General features: G+C 70.6%; 12 protein-coding genes and 1 tRNA gene. 6 read left to right on the forward strand and 7 right to left on the reverse strand.

What is annotated here, in order from left to right; translation table 11 throughout:
* Window positions 1–330 precede the first annotated feature (330 nt).
* Window positions 331–1,596, reverse strand: coding sequence for a DUF4365 domain-containing protein (locus tag AB0D93_RS02075; protein WP_362111345.1), 1,266 nt, complete (start codon window positions 1,594–1,596; stop codon window positions 331–333).
* 213 nt (window positions 1,597–1,809) lie between these two features.
* Window positions 1,810–1,883 (reverse strand) — tRNA-Gly (locus AB0D93_RS02080).
* Window positions 1,884–2,162: 279 nt separating this feature from the next.
* On the opposite strand from AB0D93_RS02080, the gene AB0D93_RS02085 reads away from it, so the two are divergent.
* From AB0D93_RS02085 to AB0D93_RS02095, 3 genes are all read left to right on the forward strand, one after another.
* Window positions 2,163–2,321, forward strand: a complete 159-nt coding sequence (locus tag AB0D93_RS02085; protein WP_362111348.1) for a hypothetical protein — start codon at window positions 2,163–2,165, stop codon at window positions 2,319–2,321.
* A gap of 108 nt (window positions 2,322–2,429) precedes the next feature.
* Window positions 2,430–3,005, forward strand: coding sequence for a dCTP deaminase (dcd, locus tag AB0D93_RS02090; RefSeq protein ID WP_362111351.1), 576 nt, complete (start codon window positions 2,430–2,432; stop codon window positions 3,003–3,005).
* Window positions 3,006–3,018: 13 nt separating this feature from the next.
* Complete coding sequence (locus AB0D93_RS02095; protein ID WP_362111354.1) at window positions 3,019–3,516, forward strand: phosphoribosyltransferase; 498 nt, start codon at window positions 3,019–3,021, stop codon at window positions 3,514–3,516.
* Between the two features lie 67 nt (window positions 3,517–3,583).
* On the opposite strand, the gene AB0D93_RS02100 is transcribed toward AB0D93_RS02095, so the two are convergent.
* The 3 genes from AB0D93_RS02100 to AB0D93_RS02110 form a co-directional block, all read right to left on the reverse strand.
* Complete coding sequence (locus tag AB0D93_RS02100) at window positions 3,584–4,648, reverse strand: YIP1 family protein (RefSeq protein ID WP_362111357.1); 1,065 nt, start codon at window positions 4,646–4,648, stop codon at window positions 3,584–3,586.
* 103 nt (window positions 4,649–4,751) lie between these two features.
* A complete protein-coding gene (locus AB0D93_RS02105; RefSeq protein WP_362111360.1) occupies window positions 4,752–6,188 on the reverse strand; it encodes an FG-GAP-like repeat-containing protein in 1,437 nt (478 codons plus the stop codon).
* Between the two features lie 216 nt (window positions 6,189–6,404).
* On the reverse strand, window positions 6,405–7,883 hold the full coding sequence (locus tag AB0D93_RS02110) for an FG-GAP and VCBS repeat-containing protein (RefSeq protein ID WP_362111363.1): 1,479 nt from the start codon (window positions 7,881–7,883) through the stop codon (window positions 6,405–6,407).
* Between the two features lie 277 nt (window positions 7,884–8,160).
* Here AB0D93_RS02110 and AB0D93_RS02115 point away from each other — a divergent pair, with 277 nt between their 5' ends.
* Complete coding sequence (locus AB0D93_RS02115) at window positions 8,161–8,487, forward strand: antibiotic biosynthesis monooxygenase (RefSeq protein WP_362111366.1); 327 nt, start codon at window positions 8,161–8,163, stop codon at window positions 8,485–8,487.
* Between the two features lie 626 nt (window positions 8,488–9,113).
* Window positions 9,114–10,049 carry an RNA polymerase sigma factor SigJ gene (sigJ, locus tag AB0D93_RS02120; protein WP_362111369.1) on the forward strand — a complete coding sequence of 312 codons (936 nt, stop codon included), beginning with the start codon at window positions 9,114–9,116 and terminating at the stop codon, window positions 10,047–10,049.
* Here the strand turns inward: sigJ and AB0D93_RS02125 are convergent.
* Window positions 10,036–10,776, reverse strand: a complete 741-nt coding sequence (locus AB0D93_RS02125) for an NAD(P)H-binding protein (RefSeq protein ID WP_362111372.1) — start codon at window positions 10,774–10,776, stop codon at window positions 10,036–10,038. The two genes, sigJ and AB0D93_RS02125, sit on opposite strands and share 14 nt — an antisense overlap.
* A gap of 206 nt (window positions 10,777–10,982) precedes the next feature.
* Window positions 10,983–13,250, reverse strand: a complete 2,268-nt coding sequence (locus AB0D93_RS02130; protein WP_362111375.1) for a (Fe-S)-binding protein — start codon at window positions 13,248–13,250, stop codon at window positions 10,983–10,985.
* A gap of 200 nt (window positions 13,251–13,450) precedes the next feature.
* Between AB0D93_RS02130 and AB0D93_RS02135 the strand changes: the two genes are divergently transcribed.
* Window positions 13,451–14,470, forward strand: a complete 1,020-nt coding sequence (locus AB0D93_RS02135) for an undecaprenyl/decaprenyl-phosphate alpha-N-acetylglucosaminyl 1-phosphate transferase (RefSeq protein ID WP_362111378.1) — start codon at window positions 13,451–13,453, stop codon at window positions 14,468–14,470.
* Window positions 14,471–14,520 lie beyond the last annotated feature (50 nt).

Genomic DNA, 14,520 nt, shown 5'->3' on the forward strand with positions numbered 1-14,520 from the left:
AGCCTTGCAAAGGGCCCTGATGGAGTCGGCCATGGACGCCCGCCGCCTCGGGCACGACATGGTGGCGGACAGGGACATCGGGGACGCTCTCTTGAGCTTGAGCCCAGTTTCGCGCGGCACTCGGGCCCCCTGACACCCGTCTACGTCCATGGCAGGAAGGCACGGTGTACCAATGCCCCACCGGCCGGGCTGTGGGATGCCCTGACGGACCATGCTGCGCGGGAGTCCCTGACTGCCCTGGCGGAATCGGCCAGGAACCGGGGACATCTGAGGATCGCTGTGCGGCCGCTCGTGGCCGCGACCGATGCGCGGGGCCACTCAGCGGGTTGGTCACGTCCGGGCGGCCGGAGCCTGGTCAATTTCGACGGCCTCCTCGGATGCCGTGGGCTCGGGTATGCGCCAGACGATGCGGACCTGCTCGCCGAGGGAGAGTGCGGGGCCGCCGATGTAGACGCGGTGTATGAGGTAGAGGACGGCCAGCTGGAAGGCCCCCGGCTCCATATCGTCCACCGTCGACACTGTCGCCCGGCTCAGCCTGTTGACCTGACGGACGACACGGGGCTCGGTTTCGAGAGGCCCGAGCTCGGCGACGACCTCCGGTCCGAGTTCGCCGTCCTCGCGCATGGCGAGGATCGAGCGTCGCATCAGATCGGGCTCGGCGTCGATCCGGTCGAGGATACGGGCGAGGAGGTAGTCGTGGAGCAGGTCGGCCTCGATCCGGCCGTGCTCCACGGGCTCCTCGTCCGTGCAGTCAGGGCACCCCGCGCACTCGACGGGGCCGATGGTGTCGTCCCCCGGCCCCTCGTCGGCCTCTCGGGTGGACATGAAGCACGAGGTCGCCCACATGATCTCCGACGGGCTAAGCTCCAGGTCCTCGGCGGTCCACAGATCGGGGTCCGGGGATTCACCGCCTCTTAGGTCCTCGGGTACCTCGATCCGGCCGCGCATCAGGGACTCCAGGGTGACGAGAACCGGTTCCCAGTCCTGGGCGCTGAGCAGCAGCGTCGCCACACGGTCCCCCGGGCGCTTCCAGAAGATGAGGTCCTCGTCGTAGCCGTTGACGAAGTGCAGAACGTGGTCCGCCGCGTCGAATTCGACGCCGGACATCTCGCCGAGGTGGGTGAGGACGGCCTGCCGATCTCGATAACGCCCGACGTAGCGGCGGGCCTGGGCGACGAAGGACGCCATGGTGGTGTCGTCCAGCACCGCGTTGGGGCTGACCCCGATGAAGCGCGACGGACTCAGCGGACCGGACCGACGGAGCTGTTGGGTTCCGTTCGCCCAGTGCAGTTGTCTGGTGTCAGGGTCGTACACCACGCAGTAGACGGGGATGTTCCCGTTCGCCCAGGTGTCGCCGTGCTGGTCGACACGCACCGCGTAGCCGTTGCCTCGGCGCCGGCTGCTCCCACCCTTGACCTGAACCTTGATCGTGTCGCTCGTGAGATGCCCGTTGTGGGTGAAGGTGACGTAGAGGTCCTCGCCGAAATCGTTCTGCCCGGAAATTTCCTGAACGATGTGGTCGTGCTCTTCGAAAAGGGAGCGCAGCGCGTTCACGGCGGCCTGCCCCACTCGCCGCCCTTTCGAGATCTTCGGCATGTCGTCCTCCCCCGGAGCTCCCTCGCCGGACCCCGGCAGATCCGGGACAGCACCGTCCTTCGACATCCTGCCGCACGCCTCTGACATCCGGCCTGGGGGCCACATGCCCAGCCTGGGAAGCCTCTCGCCGGGACACTGCCTTCCGGTGAACCATCTGGCACGCAATGATCACCAGGGACAGCAAAAAGGCCCGGATCGATGATCTGGGCCTCATGGAGCGGGTGACGAGAATCGAACTCGCGCTCTCAGCTTGGGAAGCTGATGTTCTACCATTAAACTACACCCGCGTAGAACGGACATGATCCTCACGGGTCCTGTCCGGACGCTTGCTCACTGTACATCATCGCAGACCCCCGGTGCCCGTAGCCCTGGGGTCTGCGTCTGTTTCAGGGGTGGGATCCGGCTGCGGGCGGGCCGAGTTGGGGCGTACCGTGGAGGCCTGGCGGAGGGGTCGGGGGAGCTCGGAGTGCCGCCTGGAGAGTCGTCTCTATGATCCCGTAATGTGGCTTTTGTCGTCAGGGCGGTGAGCCCGACGAGGCTCTTGGGGAAGGGACTTAAGGGACTTGATGGAACGCACCGTCGTCCGCTGCGCGGACGGGCACGTCTTCAGCACCGCTTCGTTCCCGATGCAGCAGGCCGAGCGGCTCGGCCCCGGCCGGCTCATGAGGTGTCCCGGGTGTGCCCGGCTCCGCAGTGTGGTGCCGGTCACCCTGGAGAAGCGTTAGCAAGACGTACCGGGAACACCACCGGTAACAGGGATACGCAGTGGTTACGCAGGCGCGCGGAGCCGTCACGATTGTCACGGCTCCGCGCGCCTTGCGTATCCTCGCTACGTGCTTCTCTCAGACAAGGACATCCGGGCCGAGATCGACGCCGGGCGGGTACGGATCGATCCCTACGACGAATCCATGGTGCAGCCGTCGAGCATCGATGTCCGGCTGGACCGTTACTTCCGGGTGTTCGAGAACCACCGGTACCCGCACATCGACCCCTCGGTCGAGCAGCCCGACCTGACCCGGCTGGTCGAGCCGGAAGGGGACGAGCCGTTCATCCTGCACCCCGGGGAGTTCGTGCTCGCCTCCACGTACGAGGTCATCAGCCTGCCCGATGATCTTGCCTCACGGCTGGAGGGGAAGAGCTCGCTCGGGCGGCTCGGGCTCGTCACGCACTCCACCGCCGGGTTCATCGACCCCGGCTTCAGCGGGCACGTCACCCTCGAGCTGTCCAACCTCGCCACCCTGCCGATCAAGCTCTGGCCGGGCATGAAGATCGGGCAGCTGTGCATGTTCAGGCTGAGCTCGCCCGCCGAGTTCCCGTACGGCAGCGAGCGCTACGGCTCCCGCTACCAGGGGCAGCGCGGGCCGACCGCCTCGCGGTCCTACGTCAATTTCCATCGGACCCAGGTGTGAGGGCCACAGCGACATGAGTGAAGTGCGCGAGAACCTGACGTACGAGCGGTTCGGGGCCGCCGTCCGCGAGCTGGCGCAGACCATCGCCGACGACGGGTACGAGCCGGACATCGTGCTCAGCATCGCCCGGGGCGGCGTCTTCGTCGCGGGCGGGCTCGCGTACGCCCTCGACTGCAAGAACATCCACCTCGTGAACGTCGAGTTCTACACGGGCGTGGGGACCACCCTCGAGATGCCGGTCATGCTCGCGCCCGTCCCCAACGTGATCGACTTCTCCGACAAGAAGGTACTGATCACCGACGACGTCGCCGACACCGGCAAGACGCTGAAGCTCGTCCGCGACTTCTGCCTGGACACCGTCGCCGAGGTGCGCTCCGCGGTGATCTATGAGAAGTCCCAGTCCCTGGTGAAGTGCGAGTACGTCTGGAAGCGGACGGACGACTGGATCAACTTCCCGTGGAGTGTGGAGCCGCCCGTGGTGAAGCGGGTGGGGCAGGTGCTCGACGCCTAGAGCCGCCGCACGTACGAAGGGCCCCCGGCCGTGGCGCCGGGGGCCCTTTCGCATGCCGTCGCGGGAATCAGAACGTGCCCAGCTTCACTATCGACAGCAGCGCGATCAGCTGGATCGCCGACGCCCCCAGCGCCTTCGGCCAGGGCAGGTCGTGGGAGCGGGAGACCATCAGGGTCAGCAGGGCGCCCGCGCCGATCCAGGTGGCCCAGCCGAGCAGCTGCACGAAGCCGGCGTCGCCGCCGAAGAACATGGCGAAGACCAGGCGGGGCGCGTCCGTGAGGGCCGTGATCAGCATGGACAGGCCGACCGTCGGCTGCCAGGCGCCGTCACCGCCGAGCTGGCGGGCCAGGGTGTGGGTGACCACGCCCAGGACGAACAGGCCGAGCACCATCACGACCGCCGTGATCAGCACGATCGGCACCGCGTTGGAGAGCGTGGCGCCTATCGCGTCCTTGCGGGCGCCGTCGAAGCCGAACACGGCGAGCAGGCCGTAGAGGAAGGTCACGATCAGGGCGGGGGCCCACATCGTGTAGTCCCGCATGCGCAGGAAGGTCTGGTTCGGGGAGAAGACGATTCCCTTCAGCAGCTCCTTCCAGTGCAGGGGCGGGCCGAGCGGGGCCGCGGGCGCGGCGGCGGAGCCGGCCTGGTAGGTCGCGCCTTGGGTGTAGCCGGCCGCCTCGTCGATCGAGAACGCCTGGGTGTGGCCCGGGTTGTTGGCCGCGTAGGGATCGTGGCCGGCGCCGCCGGCCGGGTAGCCGCCGTCGCCGAAGTACTCCGGTCCGTCCTCGCCCGGGCCGGGACGGCCGTACGACTGTCCCGGCCGGGCGTACGGCTGTCCCTGCCCGGGGTACGACGGCTGCTGTCCCTGGCGCGGGTGGGGCCGCTGCGGCGCCTGCGGGTAGCCGTACGAGGGCCCCGCGGGCTGCCCGTACGACGGCCCCGGCTGCCCCTGCTGCGGTCCGGGCCGGCCGTACGACGGTCCCTGCGACGCCTGCTGTCCTTGGGGGGTGCGGTTGTCCCGCCCCCCGCGTCCGATCCTGAATCCAGCCACGTCATCGAACGTACCTGGTCCCGGAGAGTGACGTGCCGGGCCCGGGCGTCCGGGCCCGGCTTTGCGGCCGACCTGTGACATCCCCTAAGGGACCGTCAGCGCCTGGGCCAGGGGCACTTCAGGGATGTCCCCCCGTTTCCCGAAGGCCCGGCCCGTCCGCCCCGCCCCCGGCCCGTCGTCCGGCTCAGCCCTCCAGGACGTCGCCGAAGTACGCGTCTCCCGCCGGACCGCCCACCGTCGCGCCGCCGAAGGACCGGGCGCCGGTGGCCGTGACGCCGGACGTGGTGGACTTCAGCAGCCATACGGCGCCGTCGCCGGTGTTCTCGCCGTAGGCGCCCGCGACGAGCTCCGCGCGGCCGTCGCCGTTGGTGTCCGTGAGCCGGACGGACGAGCCGAAGTAGTCCTCGGCCTCAGCGGTGCCGGGGACGCCCGCCGTGTTCTGGGAGAAGGACTTGGCGCCGGAGCCGGTCAGGCCGGAGGCCGAGCCGCGCAGGACGGTGACCGTGCCCGCGTGCCGCACCGAGCCGATGGCCTCGCTGTCGGCGCCGACGGCGATGTCCGGGTATCCGTCGCCGTTGGTGTCGCCGGCCGAGAGGCTCCAGCCGAAGCCGTCGCCCTTCTCACCGGTGCCGGGCACGCCGGCCGTGTCCTGGGTGATGCGGACGGGGGTGCGGGTGCTCAGGCCGCCGGCCGCGCCGTAGGTCACCGTGACCGCGCCGCCCAGGCCGCCGTTCGGCTCCGTCGTGGACTTCTCCATGAAGTTGCCGGTGACGATGTCGCCGTACCCGTCCTTGTCCACGTCCGCGATGACCCCGGCGTAGCCGCCCGCGAGCTTCTTGCCCGGCTTGGGGCCCGTGGCCGAGCCGGTGTACAGGACGCTTCGGGTGCGGTAGTCCCCGGAGGTGGTCTCCTCCTGGCCCATGACCAGCAGGTCCGTCCTGCCGTCGCCGTTGACCTCGCCGGCGATCAGCTTGTCGGGGTAGATCGTGGTCTGGCCGACGGTGTCGATGCCGATGAGCGAGGCCGCCTTGCCGGCGCGGGAGATCGGGCCGCGGAAGATGTTCAGGGAGGGCGTGGAGTTGTTGCCGGCCGCCAGGTCGGTGTGGCCGTCACCGTCGAAGTCGCCCGCCGCCAGCGCCCAGCCCAGCTCGTTGCGGTACTCGGGCAGCGGCGAGGAGATGTCGGTGCCGGACCTGATGCCGTCCGGGCCGCCCCACAGCACGGTCAGCGTGCCGTAGGAGTCCGTGGTGCCGATCCGCTCGCTGTGCACGCCCACGACCAGGTCGGTGTAGCCGTCACCGTCCAGATCGCCACTGGTCACGCGGTCGCCGAAGTAGTCGCCGGACTCGGGCGTGCCGGGGACGCCGTCCGTGGCCTGGCTGATGATCTGGCGCTTGGCGGTGTCCAGGCCGCTCGCCGAGCCGTAGACGACGGCCACGTAACCGGCGCCGGACCTGCCGGAGACCTTCGCGATCGGGGCGGAGACGGCGAGGTCGCGGTAGCCGTCGCCGTTGAAGTCACCGGACAGGCCCGAGGGCGCGGCGGAGGCCGCGGTGGCGGGGAGGGCGGTGAGCAGGCCCGTGGTCAGGGCCGTGGCGAGGAGGAGGGTGCGCTTGCGCAAGGAGGCTCCTAGGGGTACGGAGAGGGCGGTACGGGGGGCCGGCGGCCGAACCGGCGCCGCTGCGGGCCGGGGCGCACTCGCCCGGCCCGCGAGCCGGCGGGACCGCGGCTCCCCGGGGCACCGCGGGGGAACCGCGCGATCAGCCCCGCGGGCCGGCAGTCGGCCACCGGCCCGCGGGACAACGGGGTTTCGTACTTGGGCCGGCCAAGTGGCGCGTCAGTCGGCGAAGTTCGCGCCGAAGTACGGCGTCCCCGTCGTCGAGACGCCCGAGGTGCTCGGCGAGATGGTGCGCGAGCCGCTCGTGCTGATCTTCGTGCCGTCGGAGGGCAGGTAGGTCACCGCTCCGTTGGCGGCGTTCTCCTCGGAGCCGACGAGCAGGTCGGCCCTGCCGTCGCCGGTGACGTCGTCGAGCTTCACGTCCTGGCCGAAGTAGTCGTTCTTCTCGTCGTTGCCGGGCACGCCCGGGGTGGACTGGGCGAAGCCCTGGGCGCGGGTCTGGGTGTTCAGGCCCGTGGGGGTGCCGTAGAGGACGGCGACGGAGCCGGTGTTCGTCGCGCTGCCGATGTTCTCGCCCGCCACGCCGATCGCCAGGTCGAGGTAGCCGTCGCCGTCGATGTCGCCGAGGTCGAGCTCGTACCCGAAGAAGTCGTTGCCCTCGGCCGTGCCGGGGACGTTGCCGGTGTCCTGGGTGATGCCGGTGGCGGCGGTGGTGAGGGGGCCGCCGTCGGAGCCGTACGTCACCCAGACCTTGCCGCCCTTGCCGGAGTCGGGCACGGAGGTGCCGTCCTCGGTGGTGGTGTTCCAGTAGGCGCCGCTGACCACGTCGCCGTAGCCGTCGCCGTCGATGTCGCCGATCGCGGTGATCACGCCCGGCTTGAGGGTCTCGGACTGGGACATGTCCAGACCGCTGGAGGTGCCGGGGATGTAGTAGTTGCGGTTCCAACCGTAGTCGGTGTCGGTCTCGAAGCCGTCGACGACCAGGTCGGTCTCCTTGCCGCCGTTGATGTTGCCGGCGGTCAGGTTGAGCGGGCCGCTCGCGTCGGTGCCCATGATCGGGGGCTTGATCGTGTACTTGCCGCCCGGGACGCCGGAGGCGTCGATGCCGCCCTTGAGGACGTAGATCGTGGCGGCGGAGCTGCCGACGGCGAGGTCGGCCCTGCCGTCGCCGTCGAAGTCGCCGGCGGCGAGGTTCTTGCCCCAGTAGTCGTGGCTGGAGGGGGCCGGGTCGGCGACGGTGACGCCCTTGCCGGTGATGCCCTGGGCCGAGCCCCACAGGATCGCGAGGCCGCCGCCGTCCTTGTCGCTGCCGACGTCCTCGCCGGGGGAACCGACCGCGATGTCGTCGTAGCCGTCGCCGTTGAAGTCGGCGTACGCGGTCTCCGCGCCGAAGTGGTCGCCGGACTCGGCGGTGCCGGGCGAGCCGGCGGTGTTCTGGCTGATCGTGGAGCGCTTGTCGGAGTGGACGCCGCTGCTCGTGCCGTAGAGGACGACCAGCTGGCCGGCGCCGCTCCTGCCGTTCACGTAGGCGCCGTCGGCCGAGAAGGCCACGTCGCCGATTCCGTCGCCGTTGAAGTCGGCGTGCGGGACGGTGGTGGAGTCCGCGGCCGTGGCGGTCACGGCCGAGAACGTGAGCAGACCGCCCGTCAGCGCGGCAGCGGTGGCCGTCGCGAGGGCGAGTCGCAGGGGTCTGTGCATGCGGGTTTCTCCTGCTGCATGCGGGGGATGCCTGGCGGGCATCCACAGTCGATGGGGTGCGGACCGCCCCCGTTCGCCGTGGGTTGGCCCACGGTTCACCGGGCGGTCGGCGATCAGGAGACCCGCCGGCACACGTAAGGGTTGTACGTGAGAACGGTAAATTCCTGTGACTGCCGTGAGCGAGACCGGCCCACCTCCACGCCCGTACGTCACCCTCGCCGCTCCCGACACCCCGGGGCGGCGCGGGTGCGCGGAGGCGGTGGGCCAGGATGGTGCCATGAGCGTAGTGAAGATCAACGTGCTGACCGTGCCCGCCGAGCAGCGGGAGGTGCTGGAGAAGCGATTCGCCTCCCGGGCCCACGCGGTGGAGAGCTCCGACGGCTTCGAGTGGTTCGAGCTCCTGCGGCCCATCGAGGGCACCGACACCTACCTCGTCTACACGCGCTGGCGTGACGAGGAGTCCTTCCAGGCGTGGCTGGAGGGGCCGATGAAGGCCGCGCACCAGGGCGGCGGCGAGGGTGCCGAGCGCCCGAAGCCTGCGGCCTCCGGTTCCACCCTGTGGTCCTTCGAGGTGGTGCAGCAGGCGGGGCCGAAGGGCGCCTAAGGGCCTGTCGTCTGGGTCACGCCGCGGACGCGGGGCCCGGCACGCACGTCTGCGGCGGCGTCGTCGGTCGCCGACTCCCCCACGCTCGGCTTCGCTCGCGCGGGCGGACCCCCATCGCGTCGACTCCCTCCTCCGCCTTGCAGCCGCACGCGCCAGACCCCGCTCACCGGCGCCGGTCGGCCCCGGCCCTGTCCTGCGACCTGATCCGAACGACAGGCCCTGGCCGAGCGGCGTCGCACGGGCGGGGTGGCGCGGCGGAAGGGCTCGGCCGGCGCGGTGTTCGCGACCACGGCGACCGCCATGGCCGTGGCGGCGGGGCTGCGCGACGCCGTGCAGGGCCGCCGTCCCGCCGCCCGGCACCCCCGCCGCCCGGCACCACCGCCTTGACCGCGAGCGGGAGCGGCGGCCGGGGGCGCGGCCGCGTCCCCGGGGCCGCGAACCGTGCCCCCGGCACGATCGCCGACAGCGGGGTGGCCACGCCGAACAGGACGTGCACGGCCGCCGTCCCCGGCGGCGAGGCCCCACCGGCTCGGGCAGGCGAGCGCATGACGGCGCGGCGGCCGGCGAGCCGGTCTTTCACCGAACTGCCGTCGCCCCGCTGACCATCCTCGAAAGGCATCGGCACCATGGACGAGCGAGAGCAGCACACCGAGGGTTCGCTGCAGGAGGCGGCGGAGGTCTTCCAGCGGCTGCGGCCGCGGCTGTTCGGGGTCGCCTACCGCATCCTGGGCAGCGTGGCCGAGGCCGAGGACGTGGTGCAGGAGGCGTGGGTGCGCTGGCAGGGCACCGACCGGGAGGCGGTGCGGGATCCCGGGGCGTTCCTCGCGACGGTCGCCACCCGGCTGGCCGTCAACGTGGCCCAGTCGGCGCGGGTCCGCCGTGAGGCGTACGTGGGGCCCTGGCTGCCGGAGCCGGTGGACACCAGCGTGGATCCCGAGGTCGGCGCGGAGCGCGGCGAGGCACTGGAGCTGGCGGTGCTGGTGGTCCTGCAGAAGCTGAACCCGGTGGAGCGGGCGGTCTATGTGCTGCGTGAGGCGTTCGCGTACTCGTACGGCGAGATCGCGGGCATGCTGCAGCTGAGCCAGGCCAACGCCCGGCAGATCATCAGCCGGGCCCGCAGGCGCCTGTCCGCCGAGCGCCGCGAGCCCGTCGAGGCGGCCGAGCACCGGCGGCTGGTCGAGGCCTTCGTCGCCGCCGCGCGGCACGGTGACGTGGCCGCGCTGGAGAGCGTCCTGTCGGCCGACGCGGTCGCCTACGCGGACGGCAACGGCATGCGTGGTGTGGCCCGCCTGGCGGTGGTGGGGGCCGGGCGCGTGGCCAGGGTCAGCGCCTTCGCCCGGAGGTTCTTCCCCGGCGCCGAGTACGGCGTCGTCGAGGCCAACGGCCGGCCCGGCATACGGCTCGTCCAGGACGGGGTCACGGTCGCCCTGGTGGGCGTCACGGCCGGGCCGGACGGCATCGACGGCCTGTACTGGGTGCTGGCGCCGGAGAAGCTGCGGGCCTACGAGCGTTCGGCGCGCAGGCCCGCGGACCCGGGGTCCGGCCGGGTCAGTTCCGGGTGAGCCAGTCCTCGTAGCGCAGGGTGGCGAGGTGCGCGGTGTCGTCGCCGATGAGTGCCTCGTCGGGCATGCCCGCGAACGGTCCGGCGGTCTCGTCGATGACGACGGTACGGCCGTCCGGCTTCGCCGCCAGGGTGATCTCGGCGAGCCGGTGGAGCCGCTGGACCTCGGGTCCCGCGATGTTGTGGACGCCGTTCGACGGTTCGCCCTGCGCCGCCCGGGCGACGGCGGCGGCGACGTCGGCGGAGGCCATCGGGCGCAGCCGCAGGGAGGGCAGGTGCACCTCCGTGCCCTCGGTGCACATGTCCATCACCGGGGCGATGAACTCGAAGAACTGGGTGGCGCGCACGATGCTGTAGGGGACGCCGCTGCCGCGCGCGGCCTCTTCCTGGGCGACCTTGGCCCGGTAGTAGCCGTAGTCCGGCACCTGGTCGACGCCGACGATGGACAGGGTGACGTGGTGACGCACGCCCGCCTCCTTCTCGGCCGCGAACAGGTTCCGTGCCGAGCGGGTGAAGAAGTCCAGTGCCGGTTCGGTGTCGAAGGACGGGGAGTTCGACACGTCCACGACGACGTCGGCGCCCTTGAGGGCGTCCGCCAGGCCCTCACCGGTGAGGGCGTTCACTCCTTTGGAGGGGGCGGCGGGCACGGCGTCGTGACCTCCGTCGCGCAAGCGCGCCACCACCTGTGTGCCGATGAGCCCCGTACCACCGACAACCACGATCCTCATCACTGTCTCCGTTCACTGAACCGGTCTTTTCGGCGGGTGCCGGCGCCGTCGGCCGGACCCGGTGCGTGAGCACGCACACCAGCAGGACAGGGCAGCGGCCGGATCTGTGACAGCCGGGCCGGGGAGGGACTGAACGGGGCCGCGGGAACGACGGCGCCCCCTGCCTGTGCGAAGCAGGGGGCGCCGTATGTCTGGTGGAGCCGTGGTTACTTGACCGGCTCGGGCTCCGGCTCGTTCTCGGTCTCCGCCTCGCCCGCCGGGTCGACCGGCGTCCTGACGGAGTCGAGGAGGAGCTGGGCGACGTCCACGACCTGGATGGACTCCTTGGCCGTGCCGTCGTTCTTCTTGCCGTTCACGGAGTCCGTGAGCATGACGAGGCAGAACGGGCAGGCGGTGGAGACGATGTCGGGGTTGAGGGAGAGGGCCTCGTCGACGCGCTCGTTGTTGATGCGCTTGCCGATCCGCTCCTCCATCCACATCCGGGCGCCGCCGGCGCCGCAGCAGAAGCCGCGCTCCTTGTGGCGGTGCATCTCCTCGTTCCTGAGGCCCGGGACCTTGCCGATGATCTCGCGCGGGGGCGTGTAGATCTTGTTGTGGCGGCCCAGGTAGCAGGGGTCGTGGTAGGTGATGATGCCCTCGACCGGGGTGACGGGGACCAGCTTGCCCTCGTCGACCAGGTGCTGGAGCAGCTGGGTGTGGTGGATGACCTCGTAGTCGCCGCCGAGCTGCGGGTACTCGTTGCCGAGCGTGTTGAGGCAGTGCGGGCAGGTGGCGACGATCTTCTTCGCGGACTTCGGCTTCTTGGTGCTCTCGTCCTCGTCGTCCTCGCCGAAGGCCATGTTCAGCGCGGCCACGTTCTCCATGCCGAGCTCCTGGAACAGGGGCTCGTTGCCGAGGCGGCGGGCGGAGTCACCGGTGCACTTCTCGTCGCCGCCCATGATCGCGAACTTGACGCCCGCGATGTGCAGCAGCTCGGCGAAGGCCTTGGTGGTCTTCTTGGCGCGGTCCTCGAGGGCGCCGGCGCAGCCGACCCAGTACAGGTACTCGACCTCGGAGAGGTCCTCGATGTCCTTGCCGACGACCGGGACCTCGAAGTCGACCTCCTTGGTCCACTCCAGGCGCTGCTTCTTGGCCAGGCCCCAGGGGTTGCCCTTCTTCTCCAGGTTCTTGAGCATCGTGCCCGCCTCGGACGGGAACGCGCTCTCGATCATGACCTGGTAGCGGCGCATGTCGACGATGTGGTCGACGTGCTCGATGTCGACGGGGCACTGCTCGACGCAGGCGCCGCAGGTGGTGCAGGACCACAGGACGTCCGGGTCGATGACGCCGTTCTCCTCGGCGGTGCCGATCAGGGGGCGCTCGGCCTCGGCGAGCGCGGCGGCGGGGACGTCCTTCAGGGCCTCCTCGGAGGCCTTCTCCTCGCCCTCCATGGTCTTGCCGCCGCCGGCCAGCAGGTACGGCGCCTTGGCGTGGGCGTGGTCCCGCAGCGACATGATCAGCAGCTTGGGGGAGAGCGGCTTGCCGGTGTTCCAGGCGGGGCACTGCGACTGGCAGCGGCCGCACTCGGTGCAGGTGGAGAAGTCCAGCAGGCCCTTCCAGGAGAACTGCTCGACCTGGGAGACACCGAAGACGTCGTCCTCGCCGGGGTCGGCGAAGTCGATCGGCTTGCCGCCGGAGGTCATCGGGAGCAGGGCGCCGAGGGAGGTCTCACCGGTGGCGTTGCGCTTGAAGAAGATGTTCGGGAAGGCGAGGAAGCGGTGCCAGGCCACACCCATGTCGGTCTTCAGGCCGACCACGATCATCCAGATGAAGGAGGTCGCGATCTTCAGGCCGGCGAAGAAGTAGGTGAGGTTCTGGAGCGTGGAGACGTCCATGCCCTTCAGCCACGACACGACCGGGTACGAGATGAAGAACGAGGCCTCGTAGCCGTCGACGTGGTGCTGGGCGCCTTCGAGGGCGTGCAGGGTGAAGATGCAGACGCCGACGATCAGGATGACGGCCTCGACGAAGTACGCCTGGCCGAAGTTGGAGCCCGCGAAGCGGGACTTGCGGCCCGGCTTGCGCGGGTGGCTCAGCTGGCGGATGGCGATCAGGACGAGGATGCCGACGACCGTCATCGTGCCGATGAACTCGACGTAGATGTTGTACGGCGCCCACTCGCCGATGACCGGCAGGATCCAGTCCGCCTTGAACAGCTGCCCGATCGCGTTGACGATCGTCAGCAGCAGGGTGAAGAAGCCCACCGCCACGAACCAGTGCGCCACACCGACGACGCCCCAGCGGTTCATCCGGGTGTGGCCGAGGAACTCCCTGACCACGGTGAGGGTGCGCTGTGCGGGGTCGTTGGTCCGTGTTCCGGCCGGTACCGACTGGCCCAGCCGCATGAAGTTGAAGATCTGGAGGAGGGCGCGGCCGAACAGTGCCACGCCGACCACGATCAGGACCAGCGACACGATGATCGCGGCGAGTTGCATTGGGGCTCCTGAGGCGGCCTCGAATTAACCGAGCCAATCAATCGGGCTACATTACTAAGCGGTAACTTATCCAGTTCGTCTGAGACTACCCCCATCTTCCTGCGGGATGCAGCAGGGCTCGGGGTGATGCGCATCATCCCACGGGTCATCGGATCGTGTTATTCGTACCGAATTGCTACTTTCGCCCCTACCTTAGGGTCGTGCTCTACGGGATCGCCGCCGCCACCGCCGCCCTTCTCCTCGCCGCTGTTCTCGCGGCGCTGCTCCGGGTGCCCGCGCTGCGGGCGGGCATCGTCGACCGGCGCCGGCAGCGGCGGCTGCCGCTGCTCGGCGGGCTCGCGGTGGTGGTGGTCACCTGTCTCGTCGCCTGGGTGGGGCAGTGGACCGCGATCGCGCCGCTCGGGGAGGGGGTCGCCGACCTGCTGGTCGCCGCCGCCTCGGTCGCCGCGCTGGGCCTGGTCGCCGACGTCTGGCGGCTCCGCCCGCGCGTGCTCGTCGCCGGTACGGCCGTGGCGGCGGTCTGTGTGGTGCCGTACGACGAGACGGGCGTGCCCGGTGGGCTGCTTGCCGTGGGCTGGATCGTCGTCGCCTCGCTCGCCTTCAAGGGGCTCGACCACGCGGACGGGCTGGCCGGCACGGTCGGGGTCGTCACCGCCTTCGGCGCGGGGGCCTGCGCCGCCGCCGAGGTGATGGACGGGCTCGCCGTCCTGCTGAGCGTGTTCGCCGCCGCCCTCACCGGGTTCCTGATGCACAACTGGCATCCCGCGCGGATCGGCCTCGGTGCCTGCGGCTCGCTGTTCACCGGGTTCCTGCTGTCGTCCTCCCTGGTCTTCACGCGCGCGGGGTACGGCCTCACGCCGAGCGCGGCGGTGATGTTCTGCCTCGGTGCGGTGGCCCTCGCCGACGCCGCGCTGGTGGTCCTCGCCCGCCTGCTGGCCCGGCGCCCGCTGCTGCGGCGCGGCCCCGACCATCTCGCGCACCGGCTGCGGCGGCTCGGGCTCACCACGCCGGGCTCCGTCGTTCTCCTGAGTGCCGGGTCCTTCTCCACGGCGCTCGTGGGGGTGCTCGTGCACACCGGGTGGACCGGCGAGGGAGCCGTGCTGTGGGTGGCCGGAGGGGTGCTGCTGCTGGTGCTCGTCGCCCTTCGCATCCCTGTCCAGCAGCCCCGGCGGCTGCCGTCGCAGCAGGTCACGGGCACATTGCGTGTAAGGAACGGATAAGACTTGAGCCCGCCTGACTCAGGTCTGTTGACCCAGCGGGGGGAGTCGTG

Source organism: Streptomyces sp. NPDC048191 (assembly GCF_040652655.1).
Classification (GTDB): Bacteria; Actinomycetota; Actinomycetes; order Streptomycetales; family Streptomycetaceae; genus Streptomyces.